The organism is Amycolatopsis sp. NBC_00438, from assembly GCF_036026695.1.
GTDB lineage: Bacteria > Actinomycetota > Actinomycetes > Mycobacteriales > Pseudonocardiaceae > Amycolatopsis.
Genome location: NZ_CP107923.1, coordinates 4,602,647 through 4,621,953, shown reverse-complemented (window position 1 = coordinate 4,621,953; position 19,307 = coordinate 4,602,647). Strand labels below are relative to the sequence as shown.

At 70.1% G+C, this 19,307-nt stretch carries 11 protein-coding genes and 1 pseudogene; 9 read left to right on the top strand and 3 right to left on the bottom strand.

All coding sequences use genetic code 11. The annotated features are described in order from the left end of the window. Positions 1-5 precede the first annotated feature (5 nt). Complete coding sequence (locus tag OG494_RS48395) at positions 6-2,375, bottom strand: RICIN domain-containing protein (RefSeq protein ID WP_442874443.1); 2,370 nt, start codon at positions 2,373-2,375, stop codon at positions 6-8. Between the two features lie 258 nt (positions 2,376-2,633). Between OG494_RS48395 and OG494_RS20345 the strand changes: the two genes are divergently transcribed. The 8 genes and pseudogenes from OG494_RS20345 to OG494_RS20310 all read left to right on the top strand — a co-directional run. Then, positions 2,634-3,377 (top strand): FadR/GntR family transcriptional regulator, encoded by a 744-nt coding sequence (locus OG494_RS20345; protein WP_328458010.1) that lies wholly within the window; start codon positions 2,634-2,636, stop codon positions 3,375-3,377. A gap of 227 nt (positions 3,378-3,604) precedes the next feature. Continuing rightward, the gene (locus tag OG494_RS20340; protein ID WP_328458008.1) at positions 3,605-4,789 is read left to right on the top strand and encodes a ThuA domain-containing protein; all 1,185 of its coding nucleotides are present in this window, start codon (positions 3,605-3,607) and stop codon (positions 4,787-4,789) included. A gap of 32 nt (positions 4,790-4,821) precedes the next feature. Continuing rightward, positions 4,822-7,683: a PQQ-dependent sugar dehydrogenase gene (locus OG494_RS20335; RefSeq protein WP_328458006.1), complete on the top strand. Its 2,862-nt coding sequence runs from the start codon at positions 4,822-4,824 to the stop codon at positions 7,681-7,683. Next, a complete protein-coding gene (locus OG494_RS20330; protein ID WP_328458004.1) occupies positions 7,680-9,008 on the top strand; it encodes an extracellular catalytic domain type 1 short-chain-length polyhydroxyalkanoate depolymerase in 1,329 nt (442 codons plus the stop codon). Before OG494_RS20335 ends, OG494_RS20330 begins: the two co-directional genes overlap by 4 nt. 17 nt (positions 9,009-9,025) lie before the next feature. After that, complete coding sequence (locus OG494_RS20325; protein ID WP_328458002.1) at positions 9,026-10,381, top strand: RICIN domain-containing protein; 1,356 nt, start codon at positions 9,026-9,028, stop codon at positions 10,379-10,381. A 67-nt stretch (positions 10,382-10,448) separates the two neighbouring features. Next, positions 10,449-11,468, top strand: a complete 1,020-nt coding sequence (locus tag OG494_RS20320) for a LacI family DNA-binding transcriptional regulator (protein WP_328458000.1) — start codon at positions 10,449-10,451, stop codon at positions 11,466-11,468. Positions 11,469-11,530: 62 nt separating this feature from the next. Next, entirely contained in the window at positions 11,531-12,988 is a 1,458-nt protein-coding gene (locus tag OG494_RS20315) for an arabinofuranosidase catalytic domain-containing protein (protein WP_442874442.1), read from the top strand. A gap of 263 nt (positions 12,989-13,251) precedes the next feature. Then, a pseudogene (locus tag OG494_RS20310) lies at positions 13,252-13,943 on the top strand (IS30 family transposase); the annotation flags it as partial. Positions 13,944-14,035: 92 nt separating this feature from the next. On the opposite strand, the gene OG494_RS20305 reads toward OG494_RS20310, so the two are convergent. Together OG494_RS20305 and OG494_RS20300 are read right to left on the bottom strand one after the other, a co-directional pair. Further along, positions 14,036-15,670 (bottom strand): glycoside hydrolase family 27 protein, encoded by a 1,635-nt coding sequence (locus OG494_RS20305; RefSeq protein WP_328457998.1) that lies wholly within the window; start codon positions 15,668-15,670, stop codon positions 14,036-14,038. Between the two features lie 32 nt (positions 15,671-15,702). Beyond that, a complete protein-coding gene (locus OG494_RS20300) occupies positions 15,703-17,091 on the bottom strand; it encodes a glycoside hydrolase family 43 protein (protein ID WP_328457996.1) in 1,389 nt (462 codons plus the stop codon). 248 nt (positions 17,092-17,339) lie between these two features. Here OG494_RS20300 and OG494_RS20295 point away from each other — a divergent pair, with 248 nt between their 5' ends. Continuing rightward, the gene (locus tag OG494_RS20295) at positions 17,340-19,307 is read left to right on the top strand and encodes an alpha-L-fucosidase (protein ID WP_328457994.1); all 1,968 of its coding nucleotides are present in this window, start codon (positions 17,340-17,342) and stop codon (positions 19,305-19,307) included.

Genomic DNA, 19,307 nt, shown 5'->3' with positions numbered 1-19,307 from the left:
ATCGTTCAGCCGAAGGTCCACTTCTGGTTGGCCTGGCCGGTGCAGGTCCAGAGCCGGACGGCGGTGCCGTTGGCCGTGGCGCTGCCGGTCACGTCCAGGCACAGTCCGGATTGGACACCGGTGACGGTGCCGGCCGAGGTGACCTGCCAGCGCTGGTTGGCTCCGCCGTTGCAGGTCCAGATGACGACCTTGGTGCCCGGCGTGGTGCCCTGCCCGGATGCGTCCAGGCATCGGGTGCTGTCCCCGCTGTAAACGGTCAGTTCCCCGGCGGTCGTACGGGTCCAGGCCTGGTTGGCGCCGCCGGTGCAGTCCCAGATCTGCACCTGGGCGCCGGGGGTGGTGCTGACGCCGTTGACGTCCAGGCACCTGCCCGCGCCGGCCGCGCGCACGGGGCTCGCGGCCGGCCCGGTGCCGCCCGGGCCCGCGGCGGCGATGACCTGCTGGGCGCCCGACGGCCAGCTGGTGCCGCTCACCTGAACGTTGCCGCTCAGGACGTTGTTGTGCGGCGACCCGGTGGCCACGTTCGTCGCGCCGCCGTTGTACCAGTTGCCGCTGAAGGTGCTGTCGTTGGTGTTGTTGGTGCCGCTCGCGTTGGTGAAGGCCCAGACCCCGGAGTCCTGGATCACGTTGGCCGACAGGGAAACGTAGCGGGAGCCTTCGTCCAGGTACAGGCCGACCGTGCGGTTGTTGTCGTACACGTGGTTGTGGTCGATGGAGCTGCCCGGGTTGGCGGAGAGGTTGTAGATGCTGCCGCCGTCGTGCATGAGCTTCTTCGTGCCGTGCACCCGGTTGTAGCTGACGACGGTGTCCCGCAGCGTCGTCGCCGTGGAGTAGACGGGCTGGTAGTTGTACAGGCCGCGGTTGCGGTAGTCCTGGCTGCCGCCCGGGTCGTTCGCGCCCCAGCCCCAGCCGACGTCGATGCCGTCGTAGGTCAGGTTGGAGACGTCGTTGTGGGTGATCACTGCATGCGTGACGTAGGTCGACAGGATGCCGGCCATCTCCCGGTAGTCCAGGGCGACCCGGCTCACCGTGTTGTTCGACAGCGTGATGTCGCGGTTGGTCATCGCCGGGTTCGACGGGTGGTGGGCGTCCGGCCGCACACCCCCGACGACGAGGCCCGCGCCCGAGTCCTCGGTGAAGATGTTGCGGTCCACGGTGATCGACGACGCCCCGAGGCCGACCCCGGACGCGTGCGCGTTCGCGTCGTTGCCGATGCCCAGCGCGACCTGGCCGAGGTGGGTGAAGGTGTTGCCGCTGAACGTGATGCCGGTGGCGGCCGAGACCTGGACGGCGGCCGGCGCCTGCGCCCAGCTGTTGCGGGCACCCTCGAACAACGGGCAGCCGGACTGACAGGAGCTCAGGAAGTCGCCCGGCATGCTCGCCGCGGCCGGGAGGAAGGTGCCGCTCTGCTGGTTGGCGTAGCCGACCGACGTGCCCGGCGTGAGCCAGGTGGTGTGCTCGAAGTGCAGGCCGCTGAAGGTGAGGCCGCGCACGGGGTTGTCGTAGCTGCCGCTGATCCGCAGCAGCGACGTCAGCCGCGGCAGCTCGACGTCGTGGCTGCCGGGCACCCAGCCGCTCGGCGCCTTGTAGTAGAGCTTCCCGGCCTGCGGGTCCAGGTACCACTGGCCGGTGTTCTTGAGGAACGAGTAGGAGTTCTCGAGGAACAGCTGGCCGCCGCCGAAGGGCTTGGCGAGGGTGTCGTAGCCCCAGTTGTTGTTGTTCCACGCGGGTTGCTGCATGACGATCGACGTGCCGCTGACGTGATCGACGGGGGAGTAGCGGTCGGTGAAGGAGTTCTGGCTCTCTACCTCGATCCGGTTCTGCTGCGGCAACGTCGCGAGGTAGTTCAGCGCGGAGTTGACGATGGTCATGCCGGACGTCGTGATCTGCACGTCGCCGCGGGAGATCGGGATCGACGCGCGTGGCGCCGGCGCCCCGTCCACGAACAGCTGCCGCGAGTCGGCGCCCTGCGGCACGGACGCCGCCCAGATGTTCTGGCCCGGGTCCTGCACCGCCCAGCCGGTGACCTGCGAGCCGCCGGAAAGGATCGGTGTCTGGCCGGACGCGGCCTGCCAGGAGACGGTGTGGCCGTTCTGCCCGGAGTCGGCGCTGGTGAACGTCAGCGGGGCGGAGAGCCGGTAGGAGCCGCCCGCGAGCTGCACGACGACGTCGTTGGCGGCCGACCGGTTGCGGGCCAGCTGCTGCGCCCTGGCGGGGGTGGCCACCGGCTGGTCGAGCGTGCCGGGGTTGGCGTCGTCGCCGGTGGGCGCCACGGCGATGGTGACGGTCGCGGCGTGGGCGGGCGGCGCGGCGAACGCGGTCACCACGAGGGCGGTGACGAGCGCGGCGGCCACGGATCCGGTGCGCGGCGGCATGGCTGTACCTCTCCGGGAACGGGGGACATCGGGCGCCGGGTGTCCACAATGGACCGAGGGGCCGGCGAGGATGTGTACGACTCATACGAGGCCAAGGTGGGGCCGTCGTCAAGAGACGAAAGGAGGCATCGCCGCCGTTCGATCTTTCCACCTGGGGGAACGTATGTAAGTTTCATTCCGCGCCGCGGCACTGTTGACCGGACCGCCGGGGCGCGAGGTACAGTCACTGGCCGGCGCCCACTGAGTCATACTCATCGGGTGACCCGCAACGAGGAAGCCGCACCGCCCGCGCCGTACCGGCCCGGCTACGAAGTGGTGGCCGAGCAGATCCTGCACCTGATCGCCGAGCTGGAGCTGCGGCCCGGTGACCGGATGCCGACCGAGGTCGAGCTGGCGGCGCGGATGGGAACCAGCCGGACCGTGGTGCGGGAGGCCGTCAAGATCCTCTCGGCGATCGGCCGGGTACGCGCGCACAAGGGACGTGGGCTCTATGTGTCCGACGACGAAGGCATGCTCGGCGCTTCCCGCTGGGGTGGTTTCTTCCTGCCCACCGATCTCGACCACGTCTACATGCTCTTCGAGTTCCGCCGGGTCCAGGAGACCGCGGCCGGCCGGCTGGCGGCGGCGAACGCCACCCCGGCCGAACTGCGCGCGATCGAGACCGCCGCCGAGACCTGCCGGCAGGGTCACCTGACCGGGCGCAGCGCGCTGTTCGACCGCGGCGACGACGACTTCCACCTGCGTGTCGCGACCGCGTCCCACAACCAGTTCCTCGTCGCGGCCGTGCGCGAAGCCCGCCGCCTGCAACGCCAGACGAACATCATCGGGATGTCCGGCGCGGTCGGCGGACACGCCGCGAGCGCGATCGACGAGCACGCGGCGATCTACCGGGCGATCCGGGACGGCGACCCGGAGGAAGCGGCCCGGGCGGTCGCCGTCCACCTCGACAACACCCTGGAGGACTACCGGCGCGAGATCCAGCGGCGGCTCTTCGACCAGTGAGCGCGGGAGTGCGTACCCGGGGCCCGGCTTCGGGTACGCAGTCCTGCGCTCATTCCTTTGTGGACCCCGTGGTCGAGGGACGGGCGCGATGCGTTGCGGGTGAGTAAGTTTCACCGCGCATTGACCTTTGCCGCCGCGCACTCCTATCTTGGCTTCAGGTTCGGTAACCGAGCGATTTCGGAGCGCGCATCCCGCGCCCTCCTTTCCACTCCTGAAGAGGAGTACCCGTGACGACGCTGTCCCGTACTCTCCGCGTGGTTGTCCTGGTCGCCGCCGTGGTCCTGGGGTTCGCGGCCCCCGTGTCCACCGCTGTCGCGTCGCCCGCGGCGGCCTTCAAGGTCCTGGTGTTCTCCAAGACCACCGGCTTCCGCCACGACTCCATCCCCGCCGGGATCGCCGCGATCCGGCAACTGGGGCAGCAGAACGACTTCGCGGTCGACGCCACCGAGGACGACGCGGTGTTCACCGACGCCGGCCTGGCCCCGTACGCCGCCGTGGTCTTCCTGTCCACGACCGGCGACCCGGTCGGCACGCAGGCCGGGAAGGACGCCTTCCGGCGGTACATCGAGCACGGCGGCGGGTTCGCCGGCATCCACGCCGCGTCCGACAGCGGTTACGACTGGGCCTGGTACGGCCAGCTCGTCGGCGCCTACTTCAAGCAGCACCCGGCGCAGCAGAACGCACTTGTCAAGGTCGAAGACCTGAACCACCCTTCCACTCAAGGGCTGCCGGCCCAGTACACCCATTACGACGAGTGGTACGACTTCCGGGCCAACCCGCGTTCGGCCGTGCACGTGCTGACCACTGTGGACGAATCCAGCTACTCGGGCGCCACGATGGGCGCGGACCACCCGACCACGTGGTGCCACGACTTCGACGGCGGCCGCGCCTGGTACACCGGCATGGGCCACACCAACGAGAGCTTCGGCGAACCGAACTTCCTGCACCTGCTGCTGGGCGGGATCCGGACCGCGGCCGGGGCGGTCTCCGCGGACTGCTCGGTCACCACCACCACGCCGCCGCCGTCGGGGAAACAGGTCGTGGGTACGCAGTCGGGCCGGTGCGTGGAGGTGCCGAACGCCTCGACGGCGAACGGGACGCAGGTGCAGCTGCGCGACTGCGTGGCGGGCCAAGCGAACCAGACGTGGACCTACACCAGCGGCAAGCAGCTGACGGTTTACGGGAACAAGTGCCTGGACGCTTCGGGCCGGGGAACGGCCAACGGCACGCCGGTGATCATCTGGGACTGCACCGGACAGCCCAATCAGCAGTGGAATGTTAACGCGAACACGATCACCGGCGTCCAGTCGAACCTGTGCGTGGACGCGTCCGGCCGCGGTACGGCCAACGGCACGAAGATCATCCTGTGGTCCTGCGGCGGGCAGGCCAACCAGCAGTGGACCCTGCGGTGAACCGTCCACCGTCCGCATCGAGGAGACCCGTCATGTCCGGATTTTCCGCGCTGCGCCGCGGCGCGCTGGCGGTGGCCGCGGTCCTGGCCGCCGCGCTGGTTCCCGTGCTCGCGGCCCCCGCGAGCCCGGCCGCGGCGGCGCTGCCGCCGGACTCGAAGTTCCAGAAGGTCACCCTGCACACCGAGACGTCCAACCCGATGGCGCTGGACGTGGCCCCGGACGGCCGGGTGTTCTACATCGACCGGCTCGGGGACGTGAAGGTCGTCAAGCCCAACGGCACCGCGGTCCTCTCGACGCACCTGAACGTCTTCACCGCCAACGAGTCCGGCGGGCTCAACATCGCGGTCGACCCGGGCTTCGCGACCAACCAATGGGTCTACGTCTACTACTCGCCGAACAGCGCCGGCAACGTCGACCGGCTGAGCCGGTTCACCGTCAGCGGCGACACGATCGACCAGTCGACCGAGAAGGTCGTGCTGGACGTGCCGGTGCAGCGCGCCGAATGCTGCCACCACGGCGCGGGCCTGGTCATGGACAAGAAGAACGGGAACCTGTGGTTGTCGCTGGGGGACAACACCAACCCCTTCGCCTCGGACGGCTACAGCCCGCTCGATCAGCGTTCCGGGCGCGCGTACTGGGACGCCGAACGCACCGCCGGAAACACCAACAGCCTGTCCGGCAAGGTCCTGCGGATCCACCCCGAGACGAACGGCACCTACACGATCCCCTCGGGCAACCTGTTCTCGCCCGGCACGGCGAACACGCGCCCGGAGATCTACACGATGGGTGAGCGCAACCCGTTCCGGATGGGTCTCGACCCGAAGACCGGCTACCCCCTGGTCGCCAACTACGGCCCGGACGCGCCGAACGCCAGCTCGAGCCGCGGCCCGCAGAACACCGTGGAATGGGACGTCGTCAGCAAGCCCGGCAACGCCGGCTGGCCCTTCTGCGTCGGCCCGAACCTGGCCTACAACCAGTACAACTTCGCCACCGGCGCGTCCGGCGCTCAGTTCGACTGCGCCGGCGGGCCCACCAACAGCTCGCCCAACAACACCGGCCTGACCAAGCTGCCGCCGGCCATCCCGGCCCAGGTGTACTACCACTACCAGGCCGACTCGGCGCACTTCCCGCAGCTGTCGGGCGGGGCGCCGATGGCCGGCCCGGTCTACCGGTACGACGCGAACCTCGCGTCCACCCGCAAGTGGCCGGTGGACTTCGACGGCCGCGCGGTCTTCGCCGAGTGGAACACCAGCTCGATGTACACCTTCCAGCTCGACAGCGGCGGCACGAACGTCACCTCGATCGACCGGCTGCTGCCGTCGGTGAAGTTCAACCGGCCGATGGACTTCAAGTTCGGCCCGGACGGCGCGCTCTACGTCGTCGAGTGGGGCACCGGGTACGGCGGCGGCAACAGCGACGCGGCCATCGTCCGGGTCGACTACCTCGGCGGCGGCTCGGCCGCGCCGGTCGCGAAGGCCGCCGCGGACCGCACCAGCGGGCCCGCGCCGCTCACCGTGGCCTTCTCCAGCGCCGGCTCGACCGACCCGGGCGGCTCCACGCTGCGGTACAGCTGGAACTTCGGGGACGGCACGACGTCCACCGCGGCGAACCCCAGCCACACCTACGCCGCCGGCAACTACACCGCCGTGCTCACCGTGACGAACACGGCCGGCGCCACCGCCACCGCGAGCGTCGCCGTCACCTCGGGTAACACCGCACCGACGCTCACCGTCACCACCCCACCGACCGGCGGGCTGTTCGAGTGGGGCGACAAGGTGGACTTCGCCGTCACGGTCAGCGACCCGGAAGACGGGACGATCGACTGCTCGCAGGTGACCGTCCAGGCCTACCTCGGCCACGACGAACACGGGCACCCGCTCGAGCAGTACCACGGCTGCACCGCCCAGGTGCAGACCACGCTTTCGTCGGGGCACAGCGAGAACGACAACCTCTTCTACGTCGTGGAGGCGTCCTACACCGACAAGGGCGGGGCCGGGGGAGCCGGCCCGGTCACCGGCCGCGCCCAGGTGATCCTGCAGCCCAAGATGAAGCAGGCCGAGTTCTTCAGCGCGACCGGCCGCACCAGCGACGGGAAGGGCACCGACACCGCGGGCGTCACCGTGGAAACCGCCACGGACCCGATGGGCGGCGGCAGCAGCGCGGCGTTCGTCCAGGACGGCGACTGGTGGTCCTTCGACCCGCTCGCCCTGGACAACATCACCGGTCTGCACGTCCGGGCGTCTTCGGGTGGCTCCGGCGGCACCCTGGAAGTGCGCCGCAACGCGCCGGACGGCGCCCTGGTCACCTCGGTGCCGATCACCGGCACCGGCGGCTGGCAGACCTGGCAGGACTTCGCGGTCAGCCTGCCGAACCCGCCCACCGGCACCGGGAAGCTCTACTTCGTGGCCCGCAACCCCTCCGGCCAGAGCGGCGCCGCCTACCTGTTCAACGTCAACTGGGTCCACTTCACCGGCGCCGGCGTCGGCCAACCCGGCACGACGCCGTCCGGCAAGCAGATCGTGGGGACGCCGTCCGGCCGGTGCGTGGAGGTGCCGAACTCGTCGACGGCCAACGGGACCCAGGTGCAGCTGCGGGACTGCGGCAGCCAGGCCGCCAACCAGCAGTGGACCTACACCAGCACCAAGCAGCTGATGGTCTACGGCAACAAGTGCCTGGACGCGTCCGGCCAGGGCACCGCCAACGGTACGCAGGTGATCATCTGGGACTGCCACAACCAGGTGAACCAGCAGTGGAACGTCAACACGAACGGCACGATCACCGGCGTCCAGTCCGGGTTGTGCGTCGACGCGAACGCCCAAGGCACGGCGAACGGTACGAAGGTCATCCTCTGGTCCTGCGGCGGCCAGGCCAACCAGCAATGGAGCCTGCGGTGAAACGTCTGCTCGCGTTCCTCCTCCTGCTGCCCCTCGCCGTCGCCGGGGTGGTCTTGACCGCCGGTCCGGCCGCGGCCGCCGCGCTGACCCGCGTCACCGGCTTCGGCGCCAACCCGACCAACCTCGGCATGTACCTGTACGTGCCGGACGCCGTGGCGCCCAAGCCGGCGTTGCTCGTGCTGGTGCACTACTGCAGCGGTTCGGCGAGCGCGATCTTCAACGGCAACGGGCACGACTACGCGACGGCCGCCGATCGCTACGGCTACCTCGTCGTCGTGCCCGAGGCGACCCGGGACGGCCACTGCTTCGACGTGTCGACGAAAGCGGGCCTGACCCGCGACGGCGGCAGCGACACCACCGGCATCATGGCGATGGTCGCCTGGACCCGCCAGCACTACAACGTGGACCCGGGCCGGATCGTGGTCAGCGGCTTCTCCTCGGGCGCCATGATGACGAACGTCCTGGCCGCGCAGTACCCGGACGTCTTCGCCGCCGGATCGGCGTTTTCGGGCGTGCCGGCGGGGTGTTTCGCCACCACCGACGGCTCGCTCTGGAACAGCCAGTGCGCGGGCGGCAACGTCGTCAAGTCCGCGCAGCAATGGGCCGATCAGGCCCACGCCATGTACCCCGGTTACGCCGGCACCTACCCCCGGATGCAGCTGTGGCACGGGAACCAGGACACCACCCTGGCGTATCCGAACTACGGCGAGGAGATCAAGCAGTGGACGGCCCTGCGCGGGCTGAGCCAGACGCCGTCCTTCACCGACCACCCGCAGTCGTCCTGGACGCGCAACCGCTACGGCGGCACCGGAACCCAGGCCGCCGTCGAGGGCATCACGATCGCGGGGACCGGACACACCCTGCCGCAGGCCGGGATGATCGCGTACGCCATCTCCTTCCTCGGCCTCGACAGCGGTGGTGGCGGGACGACCACCGGCGGCCCGGTGCGCTCGGTGGCCGCGGGCCGGTGTCTCGACGTGCCGGGCCAGTCGACCACCCAGGGCACGCGCACCCAGGTCTGGGACTGCCACGGCGGCACGAACCAGACGTGGACGACCACCGCGGCCGGGGAGCTGACCGTCTACTCCGGTGGCGCACTGCGTTGCCTGGACGCGGAGGGCGGCAGCACCGCACCGGGCACGGCCGCGATCATCTGGGCCTGCCACGGCGGGGCCAACCAGAAGTGGCTGGCCAACTCCGACGGCACCGTCACCTCGGCGCAGTCGGGCCTCTGCCTCGAGCTCGCGGGCTCGACCGCGAACGGCACCGCCGTGCGGCTCGGGACCTGCACCCACGCCACCACCCAGTTATGGACCCGGAACTGACCGGAGGGGACCGCATCATGGCGAAGTTCAGACGGCTGTTCGTGACCGTCGCGATCGGGGCGCTGCTGGCCATGGCCGGGAACGCCGAAGCCGCTGTGCCCGGGGAGGCGTCGACGTCGGCGGCCACCGCGGGCTGCGGGTCCGCTCCCGGGCTGGCGAGCGGCAGCCACACGATCTCCAGCGGCGGCCAGAACCGCAGCTACATCCTGCGGGTCCCGGCCAACTACGACAACTCCCACTCCTACCGGCTGTTCGTGGGGCTGCACTGGCGCGGCGGCACGGCCAACGACGTCGACTCCGGCGGGACCGACGGGTACAACTGGTCCTACTACGGGCTCCGGCGGCTCGCGGACAGCGCGGGCAACAACACGATCTTCGTCGCGCCCCAGGGCAACGGCAACGGCTGGGCCAACCCCGGCGGCCAGGACGTCACCTTCGTCGACGACCTGCTGCGGCAGCTCGAGGCGGCGCTGTGCATCGACACCTCGCAGGTCTTCGCGGGCGGGTTCAGCTACGGCGGCGCCATGAGCTACGCGCTCGCCTGCGCGCGGCCGACGGTCTTCCGCGCGGTCGCCGTCTACTCCGGGGCGAACCTCAGCGGGTGCAACGGCGGCACCCAGCCGGTCGCCTACATCGGGATGCACGGCATCGGGGACAACGTCCTGCCCATCGCTTCCGGCCGTTCGCTGCGCGACCAGTTCGTCCGGAACAACGGCTGCACCGCGCAGAACCCGCCGGAGCCCTCGAGCGGCAGCCACACCCACATCGTCACCGCCTACTCCGGCTGCCGGACCGGCTACCCGGTGGTCTGGGCCGCGTTCGACGGCGGCCACGACCCCGGCCCGCGCGACGGGTGCACCTGCAGCGGCTGGCAGACCTGGACGTCCGGCGAGGTGTGGAAGTTCCTCACGCAGTTCGATTCGTCGACCCCGCCGGCCGGGTCGCCCGTGCAGGTCGGAGTGAACTACACCCTGGCCGCCGAGCACAGCGGCAAGCTCCTGGACATCAGTGGCGTCTCCACCGCGGCCGGTGCCCTGCTGCAGCAGTGGCCGGCCACCGGCGGGCAGAACCAGCAGTTCGACTTCCTCGACTCCGGCGACGGCTACTACCGCGTCCGGGCCCGCCACAGCGGCCTCGTGCTCCAGGTGGCCGGCACCGCCACCGGCGCGGACATCAGCCAGCAACCGGACTCCGGCGCCGCCGCCCAGCAGTGGCGCGTGGCCGACCTGGGCGGCGGGGTCGTCGGCCTGGTCAACCGGCTGAGCGGCCTGTCCATGGACGTGTGGGGAGCTTCGACCGCCGACGGCGCGCGGATCTCCCAGTGGAGCGCCACCGGTGGCGCCAACCAGAGATTCCGGGTCCAACGCGCCTGAACCGCCCGTTACCCGGCGGTATTCTCAGTGAGCCCTGCAGAGACAAAGACGTCTTGGGAGAGCGAACGTGTCGTCCGTCGAGTTGCCCCAGCTCCGTCCGACCCTGGCCGACGTCGCGCGGGCGGCCGGGGTGTCCACCGCCACCGCGTCCCGCGTGCTCAACGGCTTTCCGCGGGTCCGGCCGAAAACGCGCAAGCAGGTGGAGTCGGCGATGTCGGCTCTGGGTTACGCCCGGCAGAGAGCCGCGCGGGCGACGGCGGGGCGCACCGGATCGGTCGCGCTGGTCGTGTGCGAGGAGGTGCTGCGGCTGTTCGCCGACCCCTACTTCGCCCGCATCTCCGCCGGCGCCGGGAAGGAGCTGACCGAGGCGGGCCTGCAGCTCGTCCTGCTCACCGTGCCCGCGACGGAGAACTACCAGGCCCCGGTGGTGCGCTACCTCGACGGCGGCCACGTCGACGGCGCTCTCGTCGTCGGCATGCACGGCCGCCGCCCGCTCGATCTGGACTGGCTCGGCATCCCGGTGGTGTTCGGCGGGCGGCCGGTCCGCGAAGGGGACTGCTCGTCCTACGTCGACGTGGACAACCGGGGTGGGGCGCAGCGGGCCACCCAGCGACTCATCGACGCGGGCCGGCGGACCGTGGCGACCATCGCCGGACCGCAGGACATGACCGCGGGTGTGGACCGGCTGCTCGGCTACCGCCAGGCGGTGGCGGGTGCCGGGCGCGGCGACCGCGGGCTGGTGGTGTTCGGCGACTTCGGTCAGGCCTCCGGCGAGCACGCCACCGTCCGCCTGATGGACCGCCGGCCGCACGTCGACGCCATCTTCGCCGCGTCCGACATGATGGCGGTCGGCGCGATGCGAGCCCTGCACCGCGCGGGGCGGCGGGTGCCCGGTGACGTGGCGGTCATCGGGTTCGACGACCTGCCGATCGGCCGCCGCACGGATCCGCCGCTCACCACCGTGCGCCAGCCGATCGAAGAGATGGGCGCCCGGATGACGGGCGAGCTGCTCGCGATGCTCGGCGGCTCGGCCACTCCTCGCTGTGCCGTGCTGGACACCAAGCTCGTCCTGCGTGCGACGGCATGACTCCCAATGTGTTAGCGCTAACACCCAGCCTGCGGAGATCCGCAGCGCTCGAAGGAGGATTCGTGACCACTCGAGTCAAGCCGGTGCGCGCCGTCCTGGTGCTGGCCACGATGCTGGCGGCCGTGCTGGCCGGCGCGCCACCGGCGTCCGCGGCGTCGACGTCCCTCACGAGCGCGGCGTCGGGGCGGTGCCTGAACGTGACGGGCGGCGTCGACACGCCGGGCACGGCGCTGGAGATCCGGGACTGCACCGGCCAGGCGAGCCAGGCCTTCGAGTTCAGCTCCGCCGGGGAGCTCCGGGCGTCGAGCGGGACGCGGTGCGTGGACGCCTACGGCAACCAGACGGCACCCGGCACGGCGGTGATCATCTGGTCCTGCACCGGCGGGGCGAACCAGCAGTGGCGGCAGAACTCCGACGGGTCGATCACCGGCGTCCAGTCGGGCTTGTGCCTGGACGTGAACGGGGCCGGCACGGCCAACGGCACCGCGGTCATCCTCTGGACGTGCCACGGCCAGAGCAACCAGCGGTGGACCGCGAACACCCCGCCACCGACCGGTGCGGGCCCGTGCGACATCTACGCGTCGGGCGGCACGCCGTGCGTCGCCGCGCACAGCACGGTCCGCGCCCTCTACGGCTCCTACAACGGAAATCTGTACCAGGTCCGGCGAGCGTCCGACAACACGACCCGGAACGTCGGCGTCGTGGCGGCGGGCGGCGCGGCCGACGCCGGGGCCCAGGATTCCTTCTGCTCCGGCACTTCCTGCGTCACCACGGTGGTCTACGACCAGTCCGGGCGCGGGAACGACCTGTGGTACCAGGGATCGAGCGTGGTGCCCGGGTCCAGTCAGAGCAGTCCGGCGAAGGCGACCACGGAATCGCTCACGGTCGGCAGCCGGAAGGCGTATTCCCTGTACATCAACCCCGGCAACAGCTACTGGCGGGACGGTCACTCGACCGGCGTGCCCACCGGCAGCGCCCCCGAGGGCATGTACATGGTGACCAGCGGGACGCACGTCAACAGCGGCTGCTGCTTCGACTACGGCAACAGCGAGACGACCAGGAAGGCCGACGCGGCCGGCGCGATGGACGCGCTCAACTTCGGCAAGCAGTGCTGGTTCGGCGGGTGCTCCGGCAGCGGCCCGTGGGTGCAGGCCGACCTCGAGTGGGGGCTCTACCCCGGCGGCAGCCAGACGTGGAACCCGAACCAGCGCGCGTTCACCAGCAAGTTCGTCACGGCGGTGCTGAAGAACAACGGGACGTCCCGGTTCGCCATCAAGGGCAGTGACGCCCAGTCCGGCAGCCTGACGACGCTGTGGGACGGCGGGCTCCCGAGCGGGTACAGCCCGATGAAGAAGCAGGGCGCGATCGTGCTGGGCAGCGGCGGTGACTGCTGCAAGCCCGGCGGCGGCGCCAACCTGAGCGCCGGCACGTTCTACGAAGGGGCGATGGTCGCGGGTTATCCGTCCGACGCGACCGAGAACGCGGTGCAGGCCAACATCGTGGCGGCCGGTTACCGCTGAGGCTTCATTCCGGGGAGAAACCGAACGCCCGAGCCGCGACGGCTCGGGCGTTCGGCCGCGATGCGGTTTGGAGTCATGGGGTCGTTGCAACACCACCTCAACGAAAGGTGGAATTGCCGATGATCCGAGTACACCGATGGCTATCCCGATCAGTCCGGCAACGCACCCCGCCGGACCGGCCCTGCCCGGTTGAGCCTGACCGAACGGGACGAGATCGCCTGCCTCACCGCCGCAGGCCACGGCCCCGCGCCATCGGCAGGACAATCGGCCGCTCGGCCTCGACGGTGTCACGGGAACTGGCCCGCAACACCAGTCTGACCGGCCACTACCGAGCCAGCAGCGCCCTGAACACCGCACGACACGACCCAAAGCGGCGAAGCTGGCCGCCGACCCGGCGCTGCGGGCGGTGGTGCAGGCCGGACTGGACCGCAAATGGTCCCCTCGGCAGATCTCCGAGAGACTGGTCCTCGACTTCCCCGACCGGCCGGAGATGCGGGTGTCACACGAAACGATCTACCAGTCCCTCTACGTCCAAAGCCGAGGCGCGTTGCGCCGTGAACTGACGGCGGCGTTGCGGACCGGGTGGGCGTTGCGGATGCCCGGGCGGCAGGCCCAGGCCCGGCGGGAACGCCCGTCGGCCGGATCCAGGACATGGTCAACATCGCCGTGCGGCCCGCCGAGGTCGCCGACCGGGCGGTCCCGGGGCATTGGGAAGGTGACCTGATCCTGGGCAGCAACAACGCCTCCGCGATCGGGGCGCTGTACCAACGGTCTGCTCCGTCAGTACTTCTCCAAGGGCACCGACCTGGCCCGGCACACCGCAGCGGAGCTGGAGCGGGTGGCGGAGGAGTTGAACGGGCGTCCGCGGGAGACCCTCGGCCGGCGGACGCCGGCCGAGGCCCTCACCGCGTTACTGTTCGATCGGCAGACACCGGGTGTTGCAACCACCGCATGAATCCGCCCAGTGAACGACTCGTTCCGGTCATCCGGCGACCGGAACGAGTCATTCACTGCATGGAAGGCGCCCCGCGCGGTGCGGCGGGTGGTTCAGACGCGGCTCCACCGCTGGTTCGGCTGCCCGTTGCAGCTCCAGAGGATCGCGTGGGTCCCGTTGGCGGTGCCCGCGCCTTCCGCGTCCAGGCACAGTCCGGAATGGACGTTCCGGACCGAGCCGTCCTGGCCGATCGTCCACTTCTGGTTGTCCTGACCGCTGCACGGCCAGCTGATCACCCGGGTGCCGTTGGTGGTGCCCTGGTGGTCGGCGTCGAGGCACTTGTCGCCGAACACGCGGACCTCGCCGTTCTCCCAGGTGGTCCAGAGCTGGTTCGCCGCGGTCTGGCAGTCCCGGATCAGCGTGCCCGCTCCGGCGGCCGTCGAGGCGTTGTCGACGTCCAGGCAGCGCCCGGATCCCGTGCCGCGCAGCCGGGACGTCGTGGCGGCCAGCGGGGAACCGCCGGACACGCGGTACGCCGCGACGCCGTGGGCGGGCACGCTCGCGCTGATCGGGCCGCCGGTCGTGGACGTCGCGCCGGTCCACACGTCGGTCAGGGTGAACGCCGTACCGGAGAGCCCGATCTGCGCGGCGGTCGTGCTCACGGTGGTCGTGGCGCTCCCGCGGTTGAGCAGCCCGACCGCGACCGACCCGTCGGCCAGCGGTTTGGCGAAGACCTCGGTGTTGCCGTCGTCGCGCACCCGGCGGCCGCCGGCGCCGAGCCGGTCCTGGTCGATCGCCAGCAGGCGCGGGTTCCGCAGCACGGCGCTGATGTCGGCGGACATCGTGCGGATGTCGTTGCCCGCCATCAACGGCGCGGCCATGAGCGCCCACAGGGCGAAGTGGGCGCGGGACTCGGTCAGCGACAGCCCGGGCCGGCCGACCACGAGCATGTCCGGGTCGTTCCAGTGCCCCGGGCCGGCCTGCGCGGCCAGCGGCGCGGTGACGTCGAGGACGTTGCCCACGCCCATCGGGTAGCTGTTGGTGTTGCCGTTCTGCCAGATGTCCAGCAGGTCTTCGGTGGTGCGCCAGAGGTCCGCGACCTGGCCCCAGTCGTACTTGTCCCCGGTGATGGCGTGGTAGCTGTTGGGGTTGATGCTGTAAACGATCGGGCGCCCGGTGGCCCGCACCGCGTCACGCATCACCGTGAACCGGGCCACCTGCTCGTCGCGCGTGCCGGCGGGGGAGCACCAGTCGTACTTGAGGTAGTCCACGCCCCACGACGCGAACGTGGTGGCGTCCTGGACCTCGTGCCCCGCGCTGCCGGTGGAACCGGGGTAGGTGCCGGTCCGCTGCGCGCAGGTGCGGTCGGTCGGCACCTGGTAGATGCCGAACTTCAGGCCGCGGCCGTGGATGTAGTCGCCCAGCGCCTTCATGCCGCTCGGGAACTTCGACGCGTTGGCGCGCAGGGCGCCTTGGGAGTCGCGTTGCGGGTCGAACCAGCAGTCGTCGACGACGACGTACTGGTAGCCCGCGTCCTTCATCCCGGACGCGACCATCGCGTCCGCCGCTTGGCGGATGGCGGTCTCGTTGACGCCGCAGCCGAAGCTGTTCCAGCTGTTCCAGCCCAGCGGCGGGGTGAGCGCCGGGCTGCCGGGCGCGGCCACGGCGGCCGGCGCGGCCGGTGTCACGGTGGCCAAGGCCAGGGCAGTGAGGAGATGCAGGATGCGGTGACGCGGTCGAACGGGCATCGTCGCCCCTTTCCGTTTGTGGAGGCGCGATGTCAGGCGGCGAACTGCCACCAGTTCACGTTGAACAGGTAGCCGCTGCCGCCGGTGAACCGGAGGTACAGGTCGTGTGTGCCGGTCGCCCCGGCCACCGGGCAGGACACGCTCGTCCAGGTCTGCCAGCCGCCCGTCCCCGGCACGGTGCAGGTTCCCGCCAGCGTGCCTCCCGTGCTGTCCAGCCGGACTTCGATCCGGCCGCCGGCGGCCGCGGAGGCCACTCGTGCGGTGAAGGACCGGGCACCGGAACCGAACGCGGCGCCCTTGACCTTGATCCAGTCACCGTTTTCGAGGTAGCCGACGTTCATCCCACCCTCGGTGGACGGCTCGGTTTCGACGCCGGATTCCCCGGCTGTCGTTTCCGCTTCCTGCCGGGTAAACGGGTTCAGCGTGCCCACCTGCGGTGCGCCCGTTGAAGTCATGGTGATGGTCGGGATCGTGCCGTCGGAGTTGTACGTGAACTTCTCCACGGCGACCGAGCGCGTGTAGCCACCGCCGCCCGGCAACGCGCCGTTGTGGTAGAAGAAGTAGGAGTTCCCGTTGAAGTCGATCACGCCCGGGTGGTTGGTGAAACTGCCGCCCTGGGTGGGCATGACCGTGCCGCGGTAGGTCCACGGCCCGGTGGGGCCGGGAGCGGTCGAGTAGCCGATGAACTCCGAGCAGCACTTCGCCGCGAACACGTTGTAGTACAAGCCGTTGCGCTTGTAGACCCACGGCCCTTCCTCGAACAGGGTCGGCCGGCTCGCGTTGCCCGTGCGCGTGCCGAACCCGGCGGTCGTCAGGGGGATCTGCGTCGGTCCGCTCGAGTAGGAGATCATGTCGGCGTTGAGCTTCACGTACCACAGGTGCGGGTTGCCCCAGTACAGGTACGCCTGCCCGTCGTCGTCGACGAACACCGTGGGGTCGATCTCGCCGTTGCCGACGAGCGGGTGCCCGAGAGCGTCGTGGAACGGCCCGGTGGGGCTGTCCGCCACGGCCACGCCGATCGCCATCGCGCCGGTCGCCCGGACCGTCATGGGGACGTACCAGTAGAACTTGCCGTTGCGGTAGACGGTCTGGCCCGCCCAGGCGTTGGCGCTCGCCCAGGTGAAACTGGCGAGGTTCAGGGGGGAGCCGTGGTCGGTCCAGTTCACCATGTCCGCCGACGACCACACCCGCCATTCCTTCATGGTGAAGTACGTCGAGCCGTCTTCGTCGTGTCCGGTGTAGAGGTAGACACGGCCGTTGTACACCAGCGGCGCCGGGTCGGCGGTGTAGATGGTCTGGACGATCGGGTTGTCCGCCCGGGCCAGCGCCGGGAACAGCCCGAGAAGGCACAGCAGTCCGGCGATCAGCGCGAGTCCACGCCGGGGTTTGAAGATCGCCGAAGGTGAGGACGCGACTTTCACGGGTGCTCCTTGGGTTGTGGTCACCGTTGCTCGCGCTCCAGAGCCAGGCGAGATGCAGTGTGGCACGGTGCTGTTCACGCTCACAAGTATTCGCCACGGCGCATGAAAGTTTCACTTTGCCCGCACGGTCCACGCTGGGGTTTCGCCGCGTTTCGCGATTGGTTTCGGCGCTGGGGTTGACCCTCGGCTTCCCCTGAGCCTAAACAGTGTTAACGCTAACGTTCCGGATCCGAGGAGGCATTCCCGCCATGCCCGAGTTCAGCCGCCGCACGATGCTGGGTCTGATCACGGTGAGCGGCGCGGCGACGGCCGGCCTCCTGCGTGGCGGGGCCGCGTGGGCCACCGCCGGGCCGGGCAGCTACACGCCCTCGTGGTCGTCGGTCGACCAGCACCCGCCCGCGGCGGAATGGTTCCAGGACGCCAAGTTCGGCATCTACTTCCACTGGGGTGTCTTCAGCGTCCCGGCGTTCGGCAACGAGTGGTACCCGCGGAACATGTACGTCGGGGGCTCGGCGGAGAACAACCACCACAAGGCCGTGTACGGCGATCCGTCGGCGTGGCCCTACCACAACTTCGTCAACGGGGCCCGCGACAAGGCCGGCAACTTCGTGCAGTTCGCGCCGAAACTCAAGTCCGCGGGCGGGAACTTCGACCCGGCGGAGTGGGCGCAGCTGTTCGCCGACGCCGGCGCCAAGTTCGCCGGACCCGTCGCCGAGCACCACGACGGTTTCTCGATGTGGAACAGCGCCGTCAACGAGTGGAACTCGGTCGCCAAGGGGCCGCGGCTGGACCTGGTCCGGCTGCACGCCGACGCGATCCGCGCCCGGGGCCTCAAGTTCATGGTGTCGCTGCACCACGCCTACCACTTCACCGGCTACTACGACCACGTGCCTTCGCAGTCGGACTCCAGCCTGCGCAAGCTCTACGGCCAGCTGGGTTCGACGGCGGAGAACCAGCTCTGGTACGACAAGCTGGCCGAAGTCGTCGACGGCTACCAGCCGGATCTGGTCTGGCAGGACTTCAACCTGCCCCGGGTCGACGAGTCACGGCGGTTGAACTTCCTTTCCTACTACTACAACAAGGCCGTCGCGTGGAACAAGGACGTCGTCGCGACCTACAAAGACGGCTTCGACAACCGTGGTGAGGTGTTCGACTTCGAGCGCGGCGGACCGGCCGACATCCAGAACCCGTACTGGCTGACCGACGACAGCATCTCCAGCTCCAGCTGGTGCTACACGAGCGGAATCGGCTACTACTCGATGAAGGCGATGCTGCACTCGCTGATCGACCGCGTCAGCAAGAACGGCACCATGCTGCTGAACATCGCGCCGATGGCCGACGGCACCATCCCTTCGGGACAGCGGACGATCCTGCTCGGTATCGGCGACTACCTCGCCCGCTTCGGGGAATCCATCTACGCGACCCGCGCCTGGTCGGCCTACGGCGAAGGCCCGACGCAGATGGGCGGCGGCTCTTTCACGACGCCGCGCGAGGGCACCAGCCGCGACATCCGGTTCACCCGCAGCAAGGACAACACCGTCCTCTACGCCACGGTCCTGGGCTGGCCGGGCAGCACACTGGACATCGGGACGCTCGGCTCGGGCCGGATCGACCTCGGTTCGCTGCGGACCGTGCAGCTGCTCGGCACCACCGCCGGGTCCTACACCGACCTGCCCGACCGCACCCAGGACGGCTCCGGGCTGCACATCCGGCTGCCGTCGGCGCCGTTCAACGCCCCGGCGTACGTGGTGAAGCTGACCTTCGCCGGCCAGATCCCGGCGCCGGGGTCCGGTCCGCTCCCCACGAGCTGGGCCCGGATCGCGAACGTCACGACCGGTCTCGTGCTCGACAGCGGCGGGAACGTCGCGGCCGGATCGGTGCTCAAGCAGTGGTCCTACGACGGTTCGGCCAACCTGCACTGGCAGCTGGTGGACCTGGGCACCGGGTACCACCGGATCGTCAACCGCACCAACGGCATGGTCGCCGACAGCGGCGGCCGGACGGGCAACGGCGTCAACGCGGTGCAGGCGGCCTGGACCGGGAGCGACAACCAGCAGTGGCGGCTGGCCGGGCTCGGGAACGGCCGCTGCCAGATCGTCAACCGGGGCACCGGCACCGCGCTCGACGGCGCGGGCACCACCACGGCCGGCTCCCCGGTGGTCCTGTGGGCGCCGAACAGCAGCACCAACAACCAGTGGACCGTCACGGCCGTCTGA